This is a genomic window from Paraburkholderia rhynchosiae (assembly GCF_002879865.1).
GTDB classification, from domain to species: domain Bacteria; phylum Pseudomonadota; class Gammaproteobacteria; order Burkholderiales; family Burkholderiaceae; genus Paraburkholderia; species Paraburkholderia rhynchosiae.
The window spans coordinates 35,130-55,123 of sequence record NZ_PNXY01000020.1 but is presented as its reverse complement, the minus strand read 5'-3'; the positions used below and the strand labels follow the sequence as shown (position 1 = coordinate 55,123).

The following is a 19,994-nucleotide window of genomic DNA, read 5'->3' as shown; positions in this document are numbered from 1 at the left end:
GAACGGCTTCGGCGCCTAATGAACGGCCATCTGCACGATCTTCACGATGACTAGACCCACTGCGACGACGAGATAGGTGCGCAACACGCCCATCCACACGCGTGTCGACAACGTCAGGTGCTGCGGCGCGTGCAGGTCCTGGAGCGGAACCATGCGCCACGTGTTGCGCAACTCCTTGAGCGCTGGCTTGTTGAGCGGCAATGCGTCATCCGGACTCGCGGCGCCGCTCGACTTGCGCGAGAGTTCCACCGCAGCGTACACGGCTGCCGCAAGCCCACAACCGCCCCCAAGGATCTTGAGAATCGCCGCACCGCTGATATCCGGATACACCGTGGCGGCGGTCAGGATAATCGAGAGAACGACGAGGGCAGCAATCACGGCGCCCGTGAACAAGTTCAAATTGCGGGAGTTTACCCATGGGCCGAGCACAGCCTTGTCATTGCAAAGCAGCAGCAGGAACACGGTCGCGCTCGGCAGCAGCACGCCGGCCAGCGTCTGCACGGCTTCAGTCAGGAGGCCAAGCGGGCTGCCTGGGATCAGCACGAGGGCGGCAGCGAGCGCGATGATGCCAAAGTAGACGAGATAAAAGCCCTTCGCGTCGAGCACGCTGCGATGCAGCGAGTGCTTGACCTTGAAGACATCGCCAATCGCATAGGCCGTCGAGAGCGAGACGGCGGCGGCGCCAATAATCGATGCATCGAGCAGCGCGACGGCGAAGATTGTGGCTGACGTTTGGCCGACGTACTTGTGCAGTCCGGCGATCACGCCACCTGCGTCGGTGAAGTTGCCAAACTCGGGCCTGCCGTGGAACAACGCTGCGGTGAAGGCCATCATCGCCACGGCGCCGGCAATCACGAAGACGATACCGATCCAGAGGTCCGCCTTTTCGTACTTCATGAAGCGCGGCGTGATGCGCTTGTCGATAACGTAGCTCTGCTGGAAGAACAGCTGCCACGGCGCGACGGTCGTGCCGACAATGCCGATCACGAGCAGCATCACGTCGGAGAGCTTGGAATTCTTCGGCCAGGCCGGCACAAAGAAGTCGCGCGCGATGACGCTCACAGGCGGGTGGATCGAGACAAGCACCGGGATCAGCAGGAGACTCAATAGGCACAGCACGATCGCGAAGCGTTCAAAGCGCCGCAAGTCGCCCGTGCTGACCGCCGACATTGTCAGCACCGCTGCGATGCAGACGCCAAGCAGCTTCGAGACGCCGAGAAAGTCGAGCGCGAATGTAATGCCGATGAACTCGGTGACGATCGTGAGCGCGTTAAGCAGGAAAAGATCGATGACGCTGAAGGCACCCCAAAACTTGCCGAAGCGTTCGAAGATAAGGCGCGCGTGACCGACGCCGGTCACGGCGCCCAGGCGCAGGACCATTTCCTGGTTCACGTAGAGAACTGGGATCAGCAGCGCGAGGGTCCACAGCAGCGACGTGCCGAAGTTCTGCCCGGCCTGCGTATAGGTGCCGAACGCGCCGGCGTCGTTATCGCCGACCATGACGATGAGGCCGGGGCCAAGGATGGCGAGCAGCGTGCGCAGGCGCGCCATCCAGTTGTTACGAGGGGCGGTATCGTGGTGCGAAATTGTGCCGAGGGCGCCTTTGATATCGCCCACATGGGCGTCGTCGAGCACGGCACTCCGACGTTGCCTGATGTTTGCGGGTGTGGTGGACATTTTTACTTATTCCTTGGCAGTGCTTTTTGAATTCGATGATTGGGGCATGGACCTGCCTTTCCTCCTGCCGGTGTTGGCGCAGTGGACAGGCAGCAGGCCACGCCAGGCCGCGTCAGCGGGCGAGCTGTTTGAGCGCCGCCCAGATGGCGGCGAGCACGCCGGCCGATGCTTGCGAACGGGCGTCGAGCGCGAGCATGCCGTTGTAGTGCGTGCGAGCTTCTTCGACGTGCGGCAGTTGCGAAACGAGTAGAGCGAAGCGCATGGTGATTCCTCCAATATCTTGAAACGTGGCGCCATCGATCAGGTGTGCCTTCGTTTCACTCACGCGGGTCGCAATGCCCGAGCGTTGGAGGAGGAACGTGTGCAGCCAGATGTCAGGCGAAGCGGCCTGCGTTCTGGGAGAACGCAAGGCGAGTTGTGCAGGAACAAGGCTCAGGGTCGGGCATCGTAAATTTCTCTCTGGTTTCGGGTCCGATTTACGCGTGAAGGACGTGTTTAACCACACGCTGGATCCGGCACGGTATAGCGTGCGCGAAAACTGCGTGAACAAGCGGCGTCGTGAGCCCATGGCTCCGCGCGCCGGGTTCCGCGTAGACGAACGCGCGCGACAGCACACACGCCAACGACGGCGGCCAATCGAAGGGATGCGCGGGGGAGAAACTGCGAAAGCTACTGCGGTGCGCACCGTCTGCCTGCTGGCAGGACGGCGGCTAGGGAAGAATCCAGGCGGACGTCGTGCCGGTCAGGCAGAAAAACTATTCGAAGGTCGACTACTGCAACTGTCCAAGGCATATGCCCCTTTGGTGGAAACAGGCGAATTCTAGTAACGACGCGCGAGCCGAGTCAACGATTATTTCGAAGATTTTTCTTTCGAATCCGTTACTTTCCGAAGGATGCAAATCATTCGCATGCCACCTTCTTTTTGTTCTTTTGTACACATGCAGCAATGACTGCTTCTCGCGAGTGCATGTTGCACATCTGCGACGCTGGTGTGCTCGTACGTCGTACCGCATGCTGTCGACGTAGCACGGGCCGGTGTGCTCCGCATCGCTATTCAAGCTACTAAGCAGTACACGATAACTTCTGCTTGGGCTTTCACAGAATGCACACATAGAATCCGCCCTGAATTACCAACAGGAGAGTCCTTCGTGGACGCAAGCCCTAGTCGATCTTGTAAGCCGGCCCGTGCCGGCACCCAGACTGCAATCGCACGTTAGCGACGCCGGACTTTCCTTCTCGCCGCTGACCCCGATTGCCGGGTCAGCGCGCTTCTTCGGGACCGCCCGTGCGGTCTGTCTGTAGCTCGCTCCCTGTTTGCGTAAGAACGCGGACACCAGCGTTTGACCTTTCTGCACGCGCGTTGCTCATCGAACGTTGACCGAACCGTCCGGGTTCGACCGGAGTTGAATCATGCATATCGAACGCTTTGTGCGCGTTTCGCGCGCTTTACCTGCTCGCGTCGCCGGCCATCGACTTTTCCGGCGGTCTCTCGAAAGGCGCGTCGCATAACGGCGTCAGTCAGTTCGGCCTCAACGTAGTTCCCGTTATCAAGGGTGCAGTTTCTGAGGCATTGATCGCCTGAAAACGATCGTGCCTGTATGCGCGATTTCGAAGAGCCCGGGTTTGCCGCCGCGCCGCGCGCCAGTGAACGCGCCCTCCTCGTTGCGGAACAGTTCGCTTTCGATCAACCCTTCCGGCAGCGCCGCGTAATCGCGACAAACGGACTGCCACGCCTGCGGCCCGTGTTATGTATGCCCTGCGCGACGAGTTCGTTCCCAGTACCGCTTTCACCGGTCAGCAGGACAGTTACATCATGTGCGGCCCCCGCCGCGCGCGAGCCGCGGTACCAGCTCGATGGCCGGTGACGTGCCGGTCAGATCATCTAGACGGTACCGTGTTCAATGAAGGCTGAGTCCCTCGATCTGGATCACTCGCCTCTCACGGATCGACTGTTCGGCTGCCAGGCCGATGACGACCGCCTTGAGGCCGTCTTCCACCGTCACTCTGACATTTGCCCCTTCCAGCACCGACTGCTGAAAGCCGAGGTGTTCGAAATAAGTCGAGCCATGATGCGCCCCGAGGATAAGCAGATGTTCGTCGACCTCTACCGTACGCCGCGCCGGACCCTTCGGCTCGCGCCGGCTCACGACCACTTCGGCCTGGCGCTCACCGCGCCCGGGCCAATGCCTGCTCGCACCCGGCACGAAGCATTCGATCTTGCCCTTGTCGCCGACGGCAGAGAACTCTTCCTGCCAGTATGCACCGTCCGCGAACATACAGAGATCGAGGCTTGCACGACGCCCGCTCCTGAACTCGACGATGACGTAGGCGTTATCGATCATGTCGGGCACTTTGTCGTCATACATTTCGTCCCGATGATTCACGTCGGCCCTAGTCCCGGAATGCCGGTGGAGAACGCTCATACGGAAAGCTTTTAGCGACTCACCGCGCGAATAGGATTTTGGTCCGGTTAAATTCGTCAGTGTCGACGGCGTTCGGCCCGCGCCGTTGCGCGCGTTGTAGCAGAACCAGAGCGATATCTGCGAGCTCCCGAGCGAAATGGATGAGGGCTCTGCCTCCTCGCCACCGAACGTCGGGCACGCGTTGTGCGGCACCTGTGCGACGGGTACACGTGCATGGAGCCTGCAGACATGAAGTTGAGGAAGAACTGCGTCGACGCCGCTCTGTCCGCCGCTGCCGCCGCGTTCATGCCCGCGAGCGCGCAGACGCAGTTTCAAGGTGTGGTGCAGCCCGAGGTCCCGGCCTCGCAACCTGTGGTGCGCGCCGTTCCTCTTCCCCCTCCCGCGTCCGCTCCACAGCCCACTCAAGAGCCTGCTGAAAACCCTACTGCTGAAATCCGTGCTGCTGAAAAGCCTATTGAAAAGTCGGCTCGTAAGCCGGCTCACAGGCCCGTACACAGGCGTGTCCATGCGCCCACTCATAAGGCCGCTCCGCAGCCCACCGTGCAACCAGCACCCTCCAGGCTCCCAGCGCCAATGTCGCAACCCGCAGAGCAGCCAGAGCCAATACCTCAGCCCTTTGCACAACCAGTGCCAGCGCCTCAGCCCTATGCGCCGCCCCCCGTGCAGCCCGTCGTCAACTGGACGCTGCAGGTAATCCGCGATGGCCTGCAGGTCGATTCATTCGATGGAACGACCGCGGTCGGCCAGGCTCGGCCCAATAAGCATCACAAGGTTGTCACGCACAAAGTCGGCTGCAAGGAACAGCCTGCGGGCAGTATCGATTTGCAGCGCACCATCACCGTGTCGCCGCTGCGGGCGGACTCGACCGGGTCGGTAATCGCAATCGAGGCGCAGGAAACGCTCGAAAGCGACACCACGCCCAAAACCTCGGAAGGCTGCAAGCTGCCGCCGCAGCCGTTCCTGGTGCATGCGAGCCATCCGGGACTGGTCGTGCCGGCGGGTCAATGGGTCAACTGGCAAATCGTCGGCCAGGATCCTTCACTGCTGTACCGGGTGCGCGCGAGCCTCGCACCACCCTCCGCGCAGCCTTGACTGGCAACGCGGCGAGACCGCACCGGACTGCACTGAAGCGCGGCCACTATCCACTGCTGCCGCAAGCGCAGCAATAATGACCCTCGACCTCATCCAGTTCTAACAACTCTGCGATCATTCCGAAGCGAACGTCGGTTACCTGGAGAGTACCGACGTTCGAATGACTAGACCAAATCGCACGCCAGTGGCCGCAGTGGGCAGGGCAGAGCCGTGCCTGACAGCCAACGCGATGACTTCAGCCAATGCCGACGCTGGAGAGTATTGCGTTTCAGGTTGGCAGAGGGATAGATCGCCGACAGTGGCGGCGGCAGCTTCCTGTATCAGCGAGTTCACACGCCCGACCCGCAAAAGACCTGCGCGCATCTTGGAAGCGGACATTCGCTACGCTTTCAAGTCGAATTACCGAAGGGCGTAGGTCTTCATCGTCAGCGATCCATTCGGTGACTTCCATCGACCGCTTATGGCCAGCCGTTGAAAAAGTCGCTCGCCGTCTCTATCGCGAGGTTTTCGGGGGTCTTCTTACCCCTGACCAAGGTTCTCGAGCGGTTTCTGGGCCGATCTGAGAGGTCGCTTTTCGCGCAGGAGGACTGAAAAAGCCCTTGCAGCGACATTTTCAACAGTATTGGCCGAACTGAGTCCAACGGCGTTCGGCTCCGTTCGGTAGAGTCGAGATGTGGCGCGGTAGCAGTAGGTTCGGTTTGTCTGTTGCCGCCTCTTTCGTCTGGCGGTGCGCAAATAACGTCGCCGTAACCCCGTTTCCACATCCCGCTCATCGAACCCAGCGTGCAGATCTCCCGCACTGGGCTCTCGGACAAGACATCACGCCTTCACACACGCCAGGCTACGCCCCCACGTGCGCTCAGACGTACGAGACCGAAGTACCCGTAGAGATGCGGGGATGGATAAGTCCCGCCCCTGCGACGTCTGAGCTTGTACTTGTTGCGTAGCCACCGGCGCAACCGCGTCGCGGTGTAGCTGTCGATTGCTCGGTATGCCCGGCTGACGCTTCCTATCTGGAAGTAATTCGCCCAGCCGCGCAACGTGCGGTTCAACTTGCCCACCAACGCCGTGGTCTCTTGCCATACCGTCCGGAGGGCGGTCATTGCATGAATCTTTTCGACCATGCGCCGGATACTCTTCTTCGACGGCTTCATGCCCAACGGGCCTGACCCGTCGTTGCAGAGTACATCCGCCCAAACGTAAAACCCAGGAAGTCGAACTCACCTTCTGGCACCTTGCAGATTCGCGTCTTCTCCTCGTTGACCGTCAGCTTCAGCTTGCTCATGATCTCGCGAAGTTTCAACAATGCCTCTTCAGCCTTGCCTCGCTTGCACAGGATGACGAGATCGTCTGCGTAGGTCACTATTCGACTGCCAAGACTGCGCTGAAGCCCGAGCTTCTTCCACGCCAGCACGAACCGGCGCATGTAAACATTCGCCAGCAGTGGTGAGATGGGGGAGCCCTGTGGAATCCCGCGCCGACTGTCTCGAGCCTCCGTCGTCCGTTTCTGCCGGCCTCGGTCATCGGTTTCTTCAACGGGGCATTCCAGCCACATCCTGATCAGATGCAGCACACGCCGATCAACGATGCGTCGCGCGAGCGACAACATCAAGTCGGCGTGCGGAATACTTCCAAAGTAGTCCGCCAAGTCCGCGTCTACGACGTCCGTTTGCCCTCGGTGCAGCCGTTCGTCCACCTCGATCGCCGCCTGCTGGGCATTGCGGCCCGCACGATAAGCGTACTGCTCCGGTGGAAGGTCCGCTTCGAAGATCGGTTCGAGCACCAGCATCGCTGCTGTCATGCACACCCGATCCCGCAGGGTCGAGATACCCAATGGCCTCAGCTTGCCATTGGCCTTCGGGATAAACACTCTTCTGATAGGGTCCGGCCGGTAAGTCTCCTGCCTGAGCGCAAGCGCCAGTTCGCCGAGCCACTTCTGCGCCCCGTACGCTTCGACCTCCGCAAAGTCCTGCCGATCGACACCCGGTGCGCCCCTGTTCGATCGACACTGTGCGTACGCATGCGCCAGCACATCCTCGCGATAGATCTTGTCGTACAGCGCGTAGAAGCGATACCCGGCTTCTGCCTTCGCTTTCGCGTGTAACGCCATCTGCAGCTTCTGAACACGAATCGGAGTTGATAGCAACTGTCTTGAAGATCAAGCGTTTTTTAGATCTGGCTCATGAAGCGATGCATTCCACGGCTCACCGAGCTTGATCATCGCATTGAGGATGGTCAGCAACTTGCGCATGCAGGCGACCAGCGCGACTTTCTTCGGCTTTCCAGCGGCGACGAGGCGATCGTAAAAATTCTTGATGGCCGGGTTGAATCGAGCGGCAACTAACGCCGCCATGTACAGGACGCGCCGTACACTGCCGCGGCCGCCGAAGATCGTGCGTTTGCCCCGCATTGCGCCGGAGTCACGATTGAGCGGTGCAACACCGATCAGTGCGCTTATCTCCCGACGCGACAACCGCCCCAGTTCCGGCACTTCGGCGATCAAGGTGGCGATCGTCGCAGTGCCCACCCCCTTGACGCTGCGCAGCAGCGCCGACAGATCAGAGAAGTGCGTCCGGACGTGTCCGGAAATGTCGTCATCGACACGCCTAAGTTCGTCTGTCAATGTCTTAATAATCGTCTCGACGCTTCTGCGAGTCTGGGCGTGTGCCAAGGCCAGCCGGTTGCGTTCGGCGCCAACCATCGTGATCAACTGCCTGCGGCGCGAAACCAGGGCGGCCAGCGTTTGCTGCTCGGCGGTCGGCAACGGCTTGACGAACTTCTCCCGTTCGGGATGACGCTCAATGACTTCGCCAAGCTGGGCGAGGATGCGCGCATCAATACGGTCAGTCTTTGCCAGCTGCCCCATCGCACGCGCGAAGTCGCGCGCCTGCCGCGGATTGATGACTGCCACTGCATACCCTGCAGCCTGCAACGCAGAGGCTGCGCCCATTTCGAGTCCACCGGTAGCTTCCAGCACGATCAGCGCGACCGGATGCTGCGCCAGTATCGCAAGCAGTGCCTCGATACCGTCCACGTCATTCGCGAAGCCCAGCGTATGCATCCTCTGGCCGATTGCCACATCCAGTGTGGCCTTTGCCACATCGATGCCAATCGTGACCGGTCTCAGATTCGGATCTGGCAAGCTCGTCATTGCCCCTCCTTGTAAATGCGAATTAGGTTCAGACAACTGTTCGGGCTTTCGATGAGCGGCTCGGCTCGTGCGCCTTCTGCTATCAAACGGGCTTCACACCCCAGGTTGAATCGGGCTACACGAGCTTTGCCAAACCGACAGAAACACGAGACTTTGGATTTGTGGACTATGCGCCTGCGACGCACCGCGAAGCTTACCGTGGACAACGCTGCGCGTTGCCCACTGCGCTCCGCTTCGCCCACAAGCTCCGAAGCCCTCTACCACGAATAAAAACAGCCCCTTTCAAACCCAACTTCAAGATACAAGGTTGCCCAATCTCCACGTCCTCACTACGTATTGCGTCTGTCTTGAACTGAGGCCCCTTCCCTCCACCGGCATTACCCGGCTTCACCGGTACTACGGGCCTCTCCGTCATCCCAAGGCGCCCGGCCTGTCCCTCGCGGGCGTCCGGTTGGCCATCCCTGACCACGCCGAGGGACTTCCCGTGTTGCGTACGCTTTCCTTGTGTACATGCTGTCGCCACTACCCCGGCGCAGCGACTGGGCGTCCAGCCTGCTCATTCACCCAGTCGTATCAGCCTTCCCCGATAGGGTTGCCGGGTCGGCCTGCGCATCGTCCTTTTCGAGGTTTGCTCGGCGTTCACTCGCGTTACGGCCTGCACACTCGCGCTGTCACCTATTCGTGACACGCATTACCAGAGGCTTCAGCCACTTCGTTACCTCCATAGCTGCTCCGGTTGCTTCCGGCTGGAGCGGTTGCCGGGCGGGGCTTGCACCCGCTGGAAAACGCCGCCTTTTCACGGCGCACACTCGGAGGGGACCTTCGGCATTGAGCAAACCGGACGTTGGTATTACCAAGCCATCGGTTGTTGCACTGTCGTCAGCAGAAGAAATCGACAGCGTAGTAGTGCCCGTCTATGTGTCTGACTTTCCAGCGGCACGATGCGAATTCAGTTGCGTCCTCAGGTGATTGCTGCTCGATCAGCCGTCCGACCTGACCGGGTAATCCGCTAATGAGCGTGTCAGTTTCATCGTACGCGATGCGCCGATCGACTTCTCCTCGCTGCCAGTCTTCCCTTGCCTCAAAGAGAACGAAATTCCGCTTGGGATCGGCCAGCTTATGGTTTGCAACCGACGCTTCATAGGTGGCTCTCTTCCCTTCAAATTGGAAGTTTGCAGTTGTCTGCTGGACAGCGTCGTGCCCTGGCAAAAGCCATTGAGCGGAGAAGTACGCGAACATGGCGGCGACCAGGCAAGACGTTAAGCGAAGGACACGCGCCGACTTGACCGCATAAAATAATCCGATTGCGATCCAGACTGCTACGCATGCGGCTGGGGCGAGCAGTAACAGCGAAATAATGAACAGGTCATTTGAAATCGCAACCGTGCTCATCAAGGCAATTGCTGCACTTACGCAGAGAAGCGGCCAATCTAAGGAGTCGCAATCTGACGGTTGCATATCATTCATCTTATGGTGCAACACGACTAGCCCATACTTCTTTGCGGAGGTAGTCGTTCGTGACCTCGGTCCGCAACGCCGAGTACTTCAGCGATTTGACCACGAGTCGCAATTACTTCTGGCGTTTCCCCCATGGCATATTTTATCGTTTGCACGGCTAACGCATCGTAAGAATGCTCCATCCCAAGCTCAACGATCGCGTCCCGGGGTTCAAACGAACCCATGCGCGAACGAACCCATTTGAACCGTGCGGAGTCCAGCGACTCATTTTTTAACCGTATTCCGAGAAACAGGAGTTCACGCCGCACTGCTTTCGGTTGCCGGGAGAAAACAAACCGTTTCTTCAGACACAGTCTGCAAACCGGAACTCCGATCAGTATGGCGAACAAAGCAACGATCCAGTGCCCTGCCGCATGGCTAGATTTGTATAACCTCAAGCTGCTCGCGGTGACTGCAGCGAAATATGCCAACGTAGGCCAGAGTCGGCCACGTCTCCAACATGGAATGATGACCTCTTCCGGCATGCGCGTCCCCTCCAGGTTTGATTTTTGTGCATTATCGCGAAGGACTGCATCGGAATATCCCACTTGTTAGCCAGCTGGCGCGAGCGACCATTCTCGACGATCTTCACAGGGATGTCGAATGGCTGTTTGTGGGCCGACTTGAGCCTTATGCGGTCGGAACACCGCTTTCAACGTGCGCGTTCATACGACTTCGATCTGAACCGGCCACTCGCCCTGAACAAAAGCAGAGCCGTTCCTTGACGGATTTGCAAAGCGATTAACCATCACCAGTGTGCGATGTAAGTAGTGCCAGAGCTGAAGGCGGTCCCATCGGGATTTTGCAAGATCTGGCGAAAGCCGACTGCCGCGCGAAGACCGCCCTACCAGGTCCAGCGTGCGCCGACGTTTCCACTGACAACGCGTTGATGCTCGCCGCCAAGGTTCGTACCGACGCTGACGGTCGCGAATGCACTTCCATGCTTTGTCAGCTTCGCCACGAGTCCCGCGTCGATCTGCCCGGTCGTCTGCCCGACCGACGTGCTGATCGGCGTCGCACCGTCGAACGTCGTGGTATGGCTGCCGCCGAACGAACGCAACACGTTGAACCGCACATAAGGCTGCCAGGTCACGCGTGCTGCATCGTAGACGCCGGAGAGGCGCACCCCTAGACGGCCGACCATCGTATTGCCGTTGCTGAACGTGACGTTTGAAACGCCGTCGTTGAGGTCTTTGATGGTCTGACGTTGCCAGATCAATTGCGCTTGCGGCTCTAGCGTCAGCGAGTGGCCGATCGCAAACGGCAAACCACCTTCGAGCGAGCCGGTAACCGCATTGCCGTGCGTCGTCGCCTTCACGCCATCGCGCGACGACGAATCCACCACCAGCGAACTGCCCGCCACCACCGCGTCGGTGTACCAGCCACCCGGTCCGACGTGGGTCCAGTAGCCGCCCACGCTATAGGCGCTAATGCCGAGATGGCCGGCCGCCGAATCCGGCACGCCGACTGCGAAGCCGCTGACGTCGCCCGTTGCGCGTCCGAATCCGAGGAACAGCCCGTAGTGGTCGCGCTGGCCGTTAGCCGTCGTCCGCGCATAGACGTCCTGGCCGACCTGGGTGCCCATCATCGAGCCGGAGAAGCCGGGTGCGACGTCGCCGCTTTGCGACAGCGTGGTGTGTCCGCCCCACACGCGTCCCCACGTCGCCGGGAGGGTGCCGGTCTCGTTCAGCAGCGACTGCTCGCCGTGGCGCGAATGGAAGTTGTCGATCTGCATCATCCCCAGTTGCCGCGCGACTGCGGGAAGCTCTGCATAGAGAGCGACTTCCGGGCGGTAAAGCGGGACCGGATCTGGGCCCGCGGCGGGAAGCGCAGGCGTACCCGCCGCGGGCGTAGGGCTTGCCGCGACCGCGCCGCTGCCGTTCGGGTCGTCCGGCGTGCTCTGCGCAGCGACCAGCGTATTCCGCAGATACCAGTTCTGCGACGTGCCGGACGTCACGCCGCCTTTCGCGAGGTAGTACTCGTACGCGCCTGCTTTCATCGTTCCGCCTGCGAGCGAAAAGGCGTCGGCATCGGTCATGGCGCCGTTCGTCGCGGCGACGACCTGGATGCCGTTCGACGTAATGGCCGCGCCCTGGCCGCCCACGTTCGTCACCTTCAGCGTGCTCGTGCCGGTCGCCGTGCCGCCGTTCACGACGAGCGTATCCGACGCCGAATTGTCGCTGGCGAGAACGGTATTCAACGCAAGGGTGCCATTGTTGCCGACGTAGTTATTGACGACGAGCGTATTGCCGGCGCTCTGGCCGCCGCCGAGTTGCACCAGATTCGCGTTCGTCAATGTCCCGTTGATGGTGAAGCTGCCGTGCACGCCGCCGGCAAATTGCGCCGATGCATGGGCGACCGCGATGGTGCGGTTGGCGGTGGCGATACCCTGCGCGCCGCCGGCAAACTGCGCCAGCGCATCGGCGACCGCGATGGTCCCGTTGTTGGTAACGTCGCCGTTGACCGTGCCGTAGCCGCCGAGCGTCGCTCCGGAGGATACGCTGGTGTGACCGGTGATCGACGCCACAGATGCCGATGCGTCGCCCACTGCCAGGGTGCCCGAGCTGACCGTCGTGCCGCCTGACCACGTATTCGCCCCATTGAGCACCAACGTACCAGAGCCGAGTTTGGTCAACGCGCCGACGCCACTGATATTCTGTGCCACGGTCGAGTGAAATGCCTGCGTATCGATGGTGCCGCCGCTCGCGTCGATCGAGATCGCACGCGTGTTCGCCAGATCGAAGCTGCTGCCGAGCTGCAGCGTGCCCCCATTGAAGGACACGCCACCCGTAGCGCCGCCGAGCGCGTTGTCGGCGCTCACCGACAGCACGCCTTGCTTGAGCACCGTGCCGCCCGTGTAGGTATTGCCCGCGCCGCCGGGCGCGAGCGTCAAGGTGCCGAGCCCGTCCTTCTCTACGACGCCGCTTCCGCTGATCAGCCCGGCATAGGTGCCGTCAACGTTCTGCTGGAATTGTGTCAGTCCGTTGTTGATCACGGTCGATGGCAGGCTTTGCGCGCTCGCCTGCAGAATGGCGGACTGATCGACGGTTACGCTGCCGGTGTGCTGGGCGCCGCTGCCGTTGAGCACGAGCGTGCCCTGTCGCACCTCCGCGGCGATCGCCCCTACTAGCGAGCCGTCTATCGTCAAGGTGCCGGACCCGGTCTTGAACAGCGAGCCGGCGCCCGTCACATCTTGCGAAATCGTCGACTGGAAGCTCTGGGTGTCGATCGTGCCGCCGCCTGCCGCAACCGATAACGCACGCGTACTGGCCAGGCCGAAGCTGCTGCCAAGCTGTAGTGTGCCGCCGTCAAAAGTCACGCCGCCTGCCGTCCCGCCGAGCGCGCTATCCGCAGATACGGAAAGCACGCCCTGCCTGAGCACCGTCCCGCCAGTGTAAGAGTTGCCGCCGCCAAGCGTGAGCGTGCCGGCACCATTCTTCTCTACTGAGCCGGTGCCGCTGACGACCCCTGCATAACTGCCGTCGCTCGTCTGCGCGAACCTCACGAGGCCGTTGTCGGTTATCGCGCCGGGCAGGCTCTGCGACGATCCCTGAAGGACACCTTCCTGATCGACGAGCATGGTGCCGGTGTACTGCGTGTTATCGCCAGTCAGCGCGAGCGTCCCCTGCTGGACCTCGGTGGATGTGATCCCCATCGTGCGGAGCGAACTGCCGATCGTCCAGGTGCCGCTGTCCTGTTTCTGTAGCGTCTGGAAGTTCGTGATGCCGGTCGGCAGCGTGCCTGTCCCGGTACCGTTCAGTGTTACCAGGTTGCTGCCGCCCCCTCCATTGATGCTTCCGCTCACCGACGAGCCAGTGTAAAGGTGCAAAGCATCGTTGCCGCCGGCGAAGACGAGATTGCCGATCACCCGCCCGCGGTTGGTGAAGTCAACCGCGCCGTTGCCAGACGCTCCCATGACGTTTGCGGGCGCCTCAATCAAGCCAGTCGCGTTGTTAATGACGGTGTTAGAGCCGGTTGTATTCTGGAACCAGATCGCTGCACTGCGGACGCCCTGGATCGTCCCATTGTTGACAATGGTATTGCCGGTTCCCTCCGGGTTGACGGCTTCGGCACTGCCTTGCGTTCCGCCCGAAATAACGGCGGCGCCCTGTTCCACTGTCAGCGTGCTGTTGTTGCGGAAGTCGATTGTGTTGGCGCCGGTGCCGTACGTGCCGTTACCGCTCTGCGCGATGTTTGTCACTTGTGCGCCCGACTGAACGACGATAGTGGCATTGTCGGCAAGCGCGATTGCTGTGATATCGCCCACTGCAATCTGCGCATTCGTACCTACTGTTACTGTCGAGCCTGAAACGGTGGCCGGTCCCGTCCCGATCGTGCTCGTCCACGGCGACGGCGCGCTTGAATCGCAAGTCGTCGTGTTATTCGACGTGGTGCAATTGGCATAAGACAACGAAGGGTTGGCCGCAATATATGCGAGAGCGGCAAGACAGATTGCGGTTGGTCGCGGCACAGAAGCGCGCTTTCCCCGGGCGCGCTGCGGCATTCGCTTCAACGGACTGGCATAAGACTGAGGGCTGGTTAATTTGCTGGTCATGCGTTTCACCTTGGCAGTTTAGTAGGTCATACTGTGTATTCATGCTCCGGCCCGGAATATGGGATTCGGCCGGCGACCGATTTCCAGCTACAGGGGCGACGTAGTTGATGCGTCAGCGCAGTTTCTGAGAACGGTGTTGTCTTCGCGCGCTCGATTTCTGAAAGAACGTGCAGGTCCCAGACCTGGGATTGCGTGGTATGGCAGCCCTCTGCGATGGCTTGATACGGAGCCTCACGTTCCTTACCGAGCCAGGAGAACACTTTCAAGGAAAGACTTTTAATCGATTCACCGAGAACTCACGGATAATATATTCGCGGCCGAAAAAAACTATTAACAAAAGTTAGATCGAGGATTCAATCAATTCGGGCACGGCCCTGCGCGACGATATTGTCGTTCTGGCGCTACAGGCGGGACCTATATGCGCTAATACATAAGCATTTGATAGGCGGCGTTGGGTACGGCCATCCGACCACCGGGTTCCCAACTTGGCATCACTGCGAAGATCGTTTTCGGAGGGGGCGAACCGGTCAGTCGATTGACTTTCCCTTGCGCTCGCCGAATGACCCCGAGTGGCCGAACCGGGCCGGCGCAGAACTCGCAGGATCGTTAATCGCACCAGATATGCGGAAGGCACGGACCGACCCACTCCGGTCAGACAACTTTCTCCAAACCGGCCAGTCAGCCAAATTCAGGTTTTGCAAACGGGAGTGCCACTAAGATGCTATGTGGGACTACGGGAGAAAGGTCCGTTTAGCTAAAACGGAATTTCCAACTCTGTGCGAAGGAGACGGAAATGTCCACGACCCAAGCCGTCCCACAAGACGAGAATACGGCAATCGACGTCGAGCTATACATGAGCTCCGAACTCGGCGACAAATCCTGGAGATTGACGGCGAGCGATAGTCGTCGTGGCCCAAGTCGTTACAGCGTGCAAGGCGGCGACACCGCAGCGGTGCTCGATTGTGTGCGCCGTGCGAAGGGAGCGCTGCCGGCTCGCGCCCGGGGCCAAGGTGCATTCCTGCTATGAGGCTGGCCGGGGCCCATTCCGGTGCTGTTCATGACCGGGCTCGCGGAGACCGAACATGTTCTGCAGGGCTTCCAAGCCGGTGGTGTCGATTACATCCCGAAGCCGATCCGTCCCGCCGAAGTGATAGTGCGCATAGCTTCGCACCTGCGCAATTCACGCCTGATCGTGCAGACGCGTGCGGCGATCGGCGCTGCCGGTCAGGCGGTAGTCGCCGTTGCCCCCAACGGCGAGGTGCTGTGGCTGACGCCGCTTGCCCGGTCGCGGCTACGCGGCTCGCTCGATGTGGAAGGTCGCCTGCCGGCGGCATTGTGCGACTGGCTCCACGGCGCGTTGCGGGCATCCGAGGACCGACCGTTCGAGTTGCTGACCGCAAGCGAAGAACTGATCGTCAGCCGACTGCGTCGTGGCGCTGACGGCGAGGAACTGCTGATGATCCACTGCAAGGTCGGTTCGCCCGAGCCTGCTGCCTTGACGCAGGCGTTCCGGCTGCCCCCTCGCGAAGCCGATGTGCTGTATTGGGTCGCTGTGGGCAAAACAAATCGCGATATCGCCGATATCCTCGGTATGAGCCCGCGCACGGCCAACAAACACCTGGAAAAAGTTGGGTGTGGAAACCCGTACTACGGGTGCACGCATGGCGTTGAATCTGGTGACACCGCAGATCGCGCAGTAAAAGTAAAGCGTCGGCCGAGGCGCCTGCCTACACGGCGTCTTACTGCGCCGGCGCACGAGATGACGACTGACGGATTGCCGCCTCCGGGACAGCCATGCGCAAGGCGATCTGGCGATATGAAATCTAGAATTGCAGGACATAAAACAATTCAGGTTCCGTTCTCATGTCAAATAACCGCCAGAAAAAACCCTTTTTGAATAATGGAACGCAGATGATGAACAAATACTTTGTTTCTTTTGCAATCGCCCTCTCAACCGTGTCGACCGCGTATGCGCAAGGAACCGTCATTAAAGGAATGGACTTCGGGCCACTAGCCAAACTGGCCGGGACCTGGAGAACTGTTGCGGCCGGCGGCCTGGATGTGGCACCCGGTCAAGTGGGTTCCAAAGTAGGCACAGGCAATCCCGCAGTGGAACCGTATTACGAACAGTTAACCTTTGAACCTGCCGCGGATGCGACGAATGCCAGTGATCAACACCTGGTGGCAATGGCATACACGCTTCAGGTGTTCCGAAAAAGGGACAACAAACAATTCCATGACCAACGCGGCTATCTGATTTACGACAAGAAGAACCAGACTGTCTATGACTCATTTTGTATTCCCAGGGCCGTCTGTGTTGTGGCAGAAGGAAAAGCTGGGGATCAGATGACTCTAACGTCACAATCCAAAGGCGTAGCTGAATCTCAGTACATGCTGAAGAACGACGCGACAAGTGTTTTCTCGATCACGTTCGACATGACGGGAGATACATTGAAATACGCGCAAAAAACGCAATTGCATGTCTACGGCAAGTCGTTCACGCACGTTGACTCTAGCGCGCTCAGCAAGGCAAGCTAGTTCAGCGTGTAACTCCGCGTGCTCGCCGCCGCGCGGCGCAGCGGCGCCGTGCGCCAATCGCATTGCCAGGTCATATAAAGATAACTTCATGTTCCGGCAGCTGACGTTTTAGGCTGTACGGGCTACATTGGCTCATCCGGGAACTTTCTTTAGCCCGCGAACAACGGCGACGGGTCGGAAGCTTCTTTCCCGATCTGTCCGCCTTAAACATCACATACATCCAATCGCCTGCCCCGGCGAGTAATCGATTGCGTCTGCCTGGGCAGGCCGTTTCAATCGTGTTTCGGTTCCAGGGCGGCTCGACGACTGCGCACCCGGAGTCACATTGCGGCGCATCGAAATCATGAAAAATATCGGACTAAGCTATCTGCTTTTGCTGACAGGGCTCGCCTTGCTCTGGCTAATCGCCGAGAGTTCATCGCCCGGCTCTTCTGGATTCCGCGCCTTGCAACTGTCAATGATCAATTTGACCGGCATTCTCGCGATCGGATGCATGAGCGCGGGCATCTTTATAGCAATCCGGCCGACCAGCGTGGAGCGCTTTCTCGGCGGCCTGGACAAGATGTACCGTCTCCATAAATGGCTCGGTATAAGCGCACTGTTGCTTTCCACCGTTCACTGGCTGTCCGCAAAGTCTCCAAACTGGCTAATCGGCCTGGGGTGGATGCAAAGGCCGTCGCGCGACCCCGGCTTGTCACGAGCGGTCGTGCCGTCGGGCCTCCTCCGGATTCTAGACGCGCAGCATGGGCTCGCGAAAGGGATTGGCGAGTGGGCATTCTACGCAACGGTCGCAATCGTCGTCGTCGCGTTACTAAAAGCCTTCCCCTATCGCCATTTCTTCAAGATGCATCGACTGCTAGCAGTTGTATACCCGTTATTGGCGTTCCATGCGGTGGTGCTCATGAAGCATAGCTACTGGACCACAGCGCTTGGCCCGGCAATAGCACTGCTGATTTTCATGGCCTTGCTGGCCACATCCGTCCTGCTGTTGCGCCTGGTTGGCCGAACGCGACGAGCAGCCGGACATATCGAGAACCTTGTGCATTACCGGGACATGCGGGTACTAAGCATCGTCATCAAACTAAAGGACCACTGGTTGGGCCATGCCGCCGGACAATTTGCCTTCGTCACGTTCAACAGGGACGAGGGTGCGCATCCGTTCACAATTTCCTCGGCATGGCACGACGACGGCAAAGTGCGCTTTCATATCAAGAGCATTGGCGATTACACAGAGCAATTGCCGGCCGTTCTAAAAGCTGGCGACCAGGTCAGCGTTGAAGGGCCGTATGGCCGCTTCGACTTTCGTAGCGACAAACAAAGACAGATCTGGATCGCTGGCGGTATTGGGATAACCCCGTTTCTTGCGCGAATGCAGGCGCGGGAGCGCCATTCCGATAAGCACGCGGTAGACCTGTTCTTCAGCACCAACGCAATGGACGAAGAGTTCGCCCGCGAGGTCGATCAACTGGCAATCGCCGCAAGCGTGCGCCTCCACGTGCTGATTAGCGGCAGGGATGACCGTCTGACAGGGCAGCGCCTCCGTGAGATCGTGCCCGACTGGATGTGCTCCGACGTGTGGTTCTGCGGGCCAGCAAGTTTTGGCCGAAGCTTGCGGCAGGATCTGATTGCGCATGGACTAGCGCATCAAGACTTCCATCAGGAACTGTTCGACATGCGGTAATCCAGATCCCCCACCACGTGGGAAAGCGCCTGTGAGACTAGGGTCGTTGAACAGACCCGGATTCGCCCGCTGAAGACAGACGCGCAGACGCCGGTTTATGCCGGCACAAAGCCAGGGTACCGAAGAATGAGCACGCCGCCGCAAAACTCAACCACCAGGCGGGTGCCGCATTGTCGTGCGTTACATGGATGATTGCTGTGGAGATTGCCGGCGTGAAGCCGCCGAATAGCGCAGTGGCAACGCTGTAAGCGAGCGAAAAACCCGCAACGCGCACCTCCGATGGCATCACTTCCTCGAGGGAGGCGACCATGGCGCCGTTGTACATACTGTAGAGAAACGAAAGCCAAAGAAGCACCGCTAGCATTTTGCCGAACGTCGGCGCGTCGGCCAGAAACGAAAGTGCGGGGTACGCGGTGACAACCGCAAGCACAGTCGTCGACAGTAGCAGCGGCCGGCGCCCTACCCTGTCTGACAATGCGCCGCTAACCGGCAGCCAGATAAAGTTCGACAGACCGACACAGACGGTCACGAGCAGGCTGTCCGCCGTGCCCAGGCGCAAGGCGGTCTTGCCGAATGTTGGCGCATAGACAGTAATGAGGTAGAAGCTGGTCGTGGTCATGGCTACCTGCATGGCTCCAGCCACGACAATCTTCCAGTTGATGGCCAGCGTGCGGATCACGTCGCGCATTGCCGGTCGATGCTGGCGGCTCTTGAATTCCTCTGTTTCCTCGAGCTTGTATCGGAGCATGAACACTACCGGCACAGCCAGGCAACCGACGAAGAACGGGATGCGCCATCCCCATGCCGCGACTGCCGCGGCATCCATCAGTCCGTTAAGCGCGAACCCGAGACTCGCTGCAACGACGATCGACAATTGCTGACTGGCCGACTGCCAACTGGTATAGAACCCTTTCCTGCCTGGCGACGCCAATTCCGCAAGATAAACAGAAACCCCGCCCAGCTCGGCGCCCGCCGCGAAGCCTTGCAGCAAGCGGCCAATCAGCACGAGAGCCGGCGCCAGCAGCCCAATAGTCGAATACCGAGGCACGAACGTTATCAATAAGGTACCGCTGGCCATGAGCCCGAGCGTCATGATGAGGCCCTTACGTCGACCGACATCATCGATATAGGCGCCCAGAAATACGGCCCCAAGCGGGCGCATCAGGAACCCGGCGCCGAATACGGCAAAAGTGGAGATTAGAGATGCAAACTCGCTATGCAGGGGAAAGAAGGCGGCGGCGATCTGCGTGGCGTAAAAGCCGAAGAGAAAAAAATCGAACTGCTCCAGAAAATTGCCGGCTGTCACGCGAAAGACGGCAATAATCGGCGAGCGCCGGCGGTGGGAGTCTGTTGAACTGGACAGCATGGATTGTCTCCAAG

Annotated in this window: 14 protein-coding genes and 1 pseudogene; 5 read left to right on the top strand and 10 right to left on the bottom strand. The window is 59.8% G+C overall.

The annotated features are described in order from the left end of the window. Positions 1–15: 15 nt before the first annotated feature. The 4 genes and pseudogenes from C0Z16_RS24655 to C0Z16_RS39605 all read right to left on the bottom strand — a co-directional run bounded on the left by C0Z16_RS24655 (position 16) and on the right by C0Z16_RS39605 (position 4,043). Positions 16–1,677, bottom strand: coding sequence for an Nramp family divalent metal transporter (locus tag C0Z16_RS24655; protein ID WP_102634679.1), 1,662 nt, complete (start codon positions 1,675–1,677; stop codon positions 16–18). A 112-nt stretch (positions 1,678–1,789) separates the two neighbouring features. After that, positions 1,790–1,939, bottom strand: a complete 150-nt coding sequence (locus C0Z16_RS38250) for a hypothetical protein (RefSeq protein WP_167403555.1) — start codon at positions 1,937–1,939, stop codon at positions 1,790–1,792. 1,324 nt (positions 1,940–3,263) lie between these two features. Next, positions 3,264–3,572: pseudogene (locus tag C0Z16_RS39610) on the bottom strand (sigma 54-interacting transcriptional regulator); the annotation flags it as partial. A gap of 3 nt (positions 3,573–3,575) precedes the next feature. Then, positions 3,576–4,043 carry a Gfo/Idh/MocA family oxidoreductase gene (locus tag C0Z16_RS39605; protein ID WP_102634676.1) on the bottom strand — a complete coding sequence of 156 codons (468 nt, stop codon included), beginning with the start codon at positions 4,041–4,043 and terminating at the stop codon, positions 3,576–3,578. A gap of 684 nt (positions 4,044–4,727) precedes the next feature. Between C0Z16_RS39605 and C0Z16_RS24630 the strand changes: the two genes are divergently transcribed. Beyond that, positions 4,728–5,192, top strand: a complete 465-nt coding sequence (locus tag C0Z16_RS24630) for a hypothetical protein (protein WP_146014342.1) — start codon at positions 4,728–4,730, stop codon at positions 5,190–5,192. 827 nt (positions 5,193–6,019) lie between these two features. Here the strand turns inward: C0Z16_RS24630 and C0Z16_RS38930 are convergent. The 5 genes from C0Z16_RS38930 to C0Z16_RS24595 form a co-directional block, all read right to left on the bottom strand. Further along, entirely contained in the window at positions 6,020–6,295 is a 276-nt protein-coding gene (locus tag C0Z16_RS38930; protein WP_244201346.1) for a group II intron maturase-specific domain-containing protein, read from the bottom strand. A 47-nt stretch (positions 6,296–6,342) separates the two neighbouring features. Continuing rightward, complete coding sequence (locus tag C0Z16_RS24620; RefSeq protein WP_244201345.1) at positions 6,343–7,302, bottom strand: reverse transcriptase domain-containing protein; 960 nt, start codon at positions 7,300–7,302, stop codon at positions 6,343–6,345. 48 nt (positions 7,303–7,350) lie between these two features. After that, positions 7,351–8,343, bottom strand: coding sequence for an IS110 family RNA-guided transposase (locus C0Z16_RS24615; protein ID WP_102634674.1), 993 nt, complete (start codon positions 8,341–8,343; stop codon positions 7,351–7,353). Positions 8,344–9,222: 879 nt separating this feature from the next. Beyond that, a complete protein-coding gene (locus C0Z16_RS24605; protein WP_146014341.1) occupies positions 9,223–9,810 on the bottom strand; it encodes a hypothetical protein in 588 nt (195 codons plus the stop codon). A gap of 874 nt (positions 9,811–10,684) precedes the next feature. Further along, on the bottom strand, positions 10,685–14,107 hold the full coding sequence (locus C0Z16_RS24595; RefSeq protein WP_244201344.1) for an autotransporter outer membrane beta-barrel domain-containing protein: 3,423 nt from the start codon (positions 14,105–14,107) through the stop codon (positions 10,685–10,687). 1,081 nt (positions 14,108–15,188) lie between these two features. Between C0Z16_RS24595 and C0Z16_RS24590 the strand changes: the two genes are divergently transcribed. From C0Z16_RS24590 to C0Z16_RS24575, 4 genes are all read left to right on the top strand, one after another. After that, positions 15,189–15,422 (top strand): hypothetical protein, encoded by a 234-nt coding sequence (locus tag C0Z16_RS24590; protein WP_175130724.1) that lies wholly within the window; start codon positions 15,189–15,191, stop codon positions 15,420–15,422. A gap of 30 nt (positions 15,423–15,452) precedes the next feature. Then, complete coding sequence (locus C0Z16_RS24585) at positions 15,453–16,292, top strand: LuxR C-terminal-related transcriptional regulator (RefSeq protein ID WP_102634670.1); 840 nt, start codon at positions 15,453–15,455, stop codon at positions 16,290–16,292. After that, complete coding sequence (locus tag C0Z16_RS24580; RefSeq protein ID WP_244201343.1) at positions 16,259–16,933, top strand: heme-binding beta-barrel domain-containing protein; 675 nt, start codon at positions 16,259–16,261, stop codon at positions 16,931–16,933. The genes C0Z16_RS24585 and C0Z16_RS24580 overlap by 34 nt, the downstream gene beginning before the upstream one ends. 325 nt (positions 16,934–17,258) lie before the next feature. Then, positions 17,259–18,614, top strand: a complete 1,356-nt coding sequence (locus C0Z16_RS24575) for a ferredoxin reductase family protein (protein ID WP_244201342.1) — start codon at positions 17,259–17,261, stop codon at positions 18,612–18,614. 37 nt (positions 18,615–18,651) lie between these two features. On the opposite strand, the gene tcuC is transcribed toward C0Z16_RS24575, so the two are convergent. Next, positions 18,652–19,980 carry an MFS transporter gene (tcuC, locus tag C0Z16_RS24570; protein ID WP_102634669.1) on the bottom strand — a complete coding sequence of 443 codons (1,329 nt, stop codon included), beginning with the start codon at positions 19,978–19,980 and terminating at the stop codon, positions 18,652–18,654. Positions 19,981–19,994: the final 14 nt, after the last annotated feature.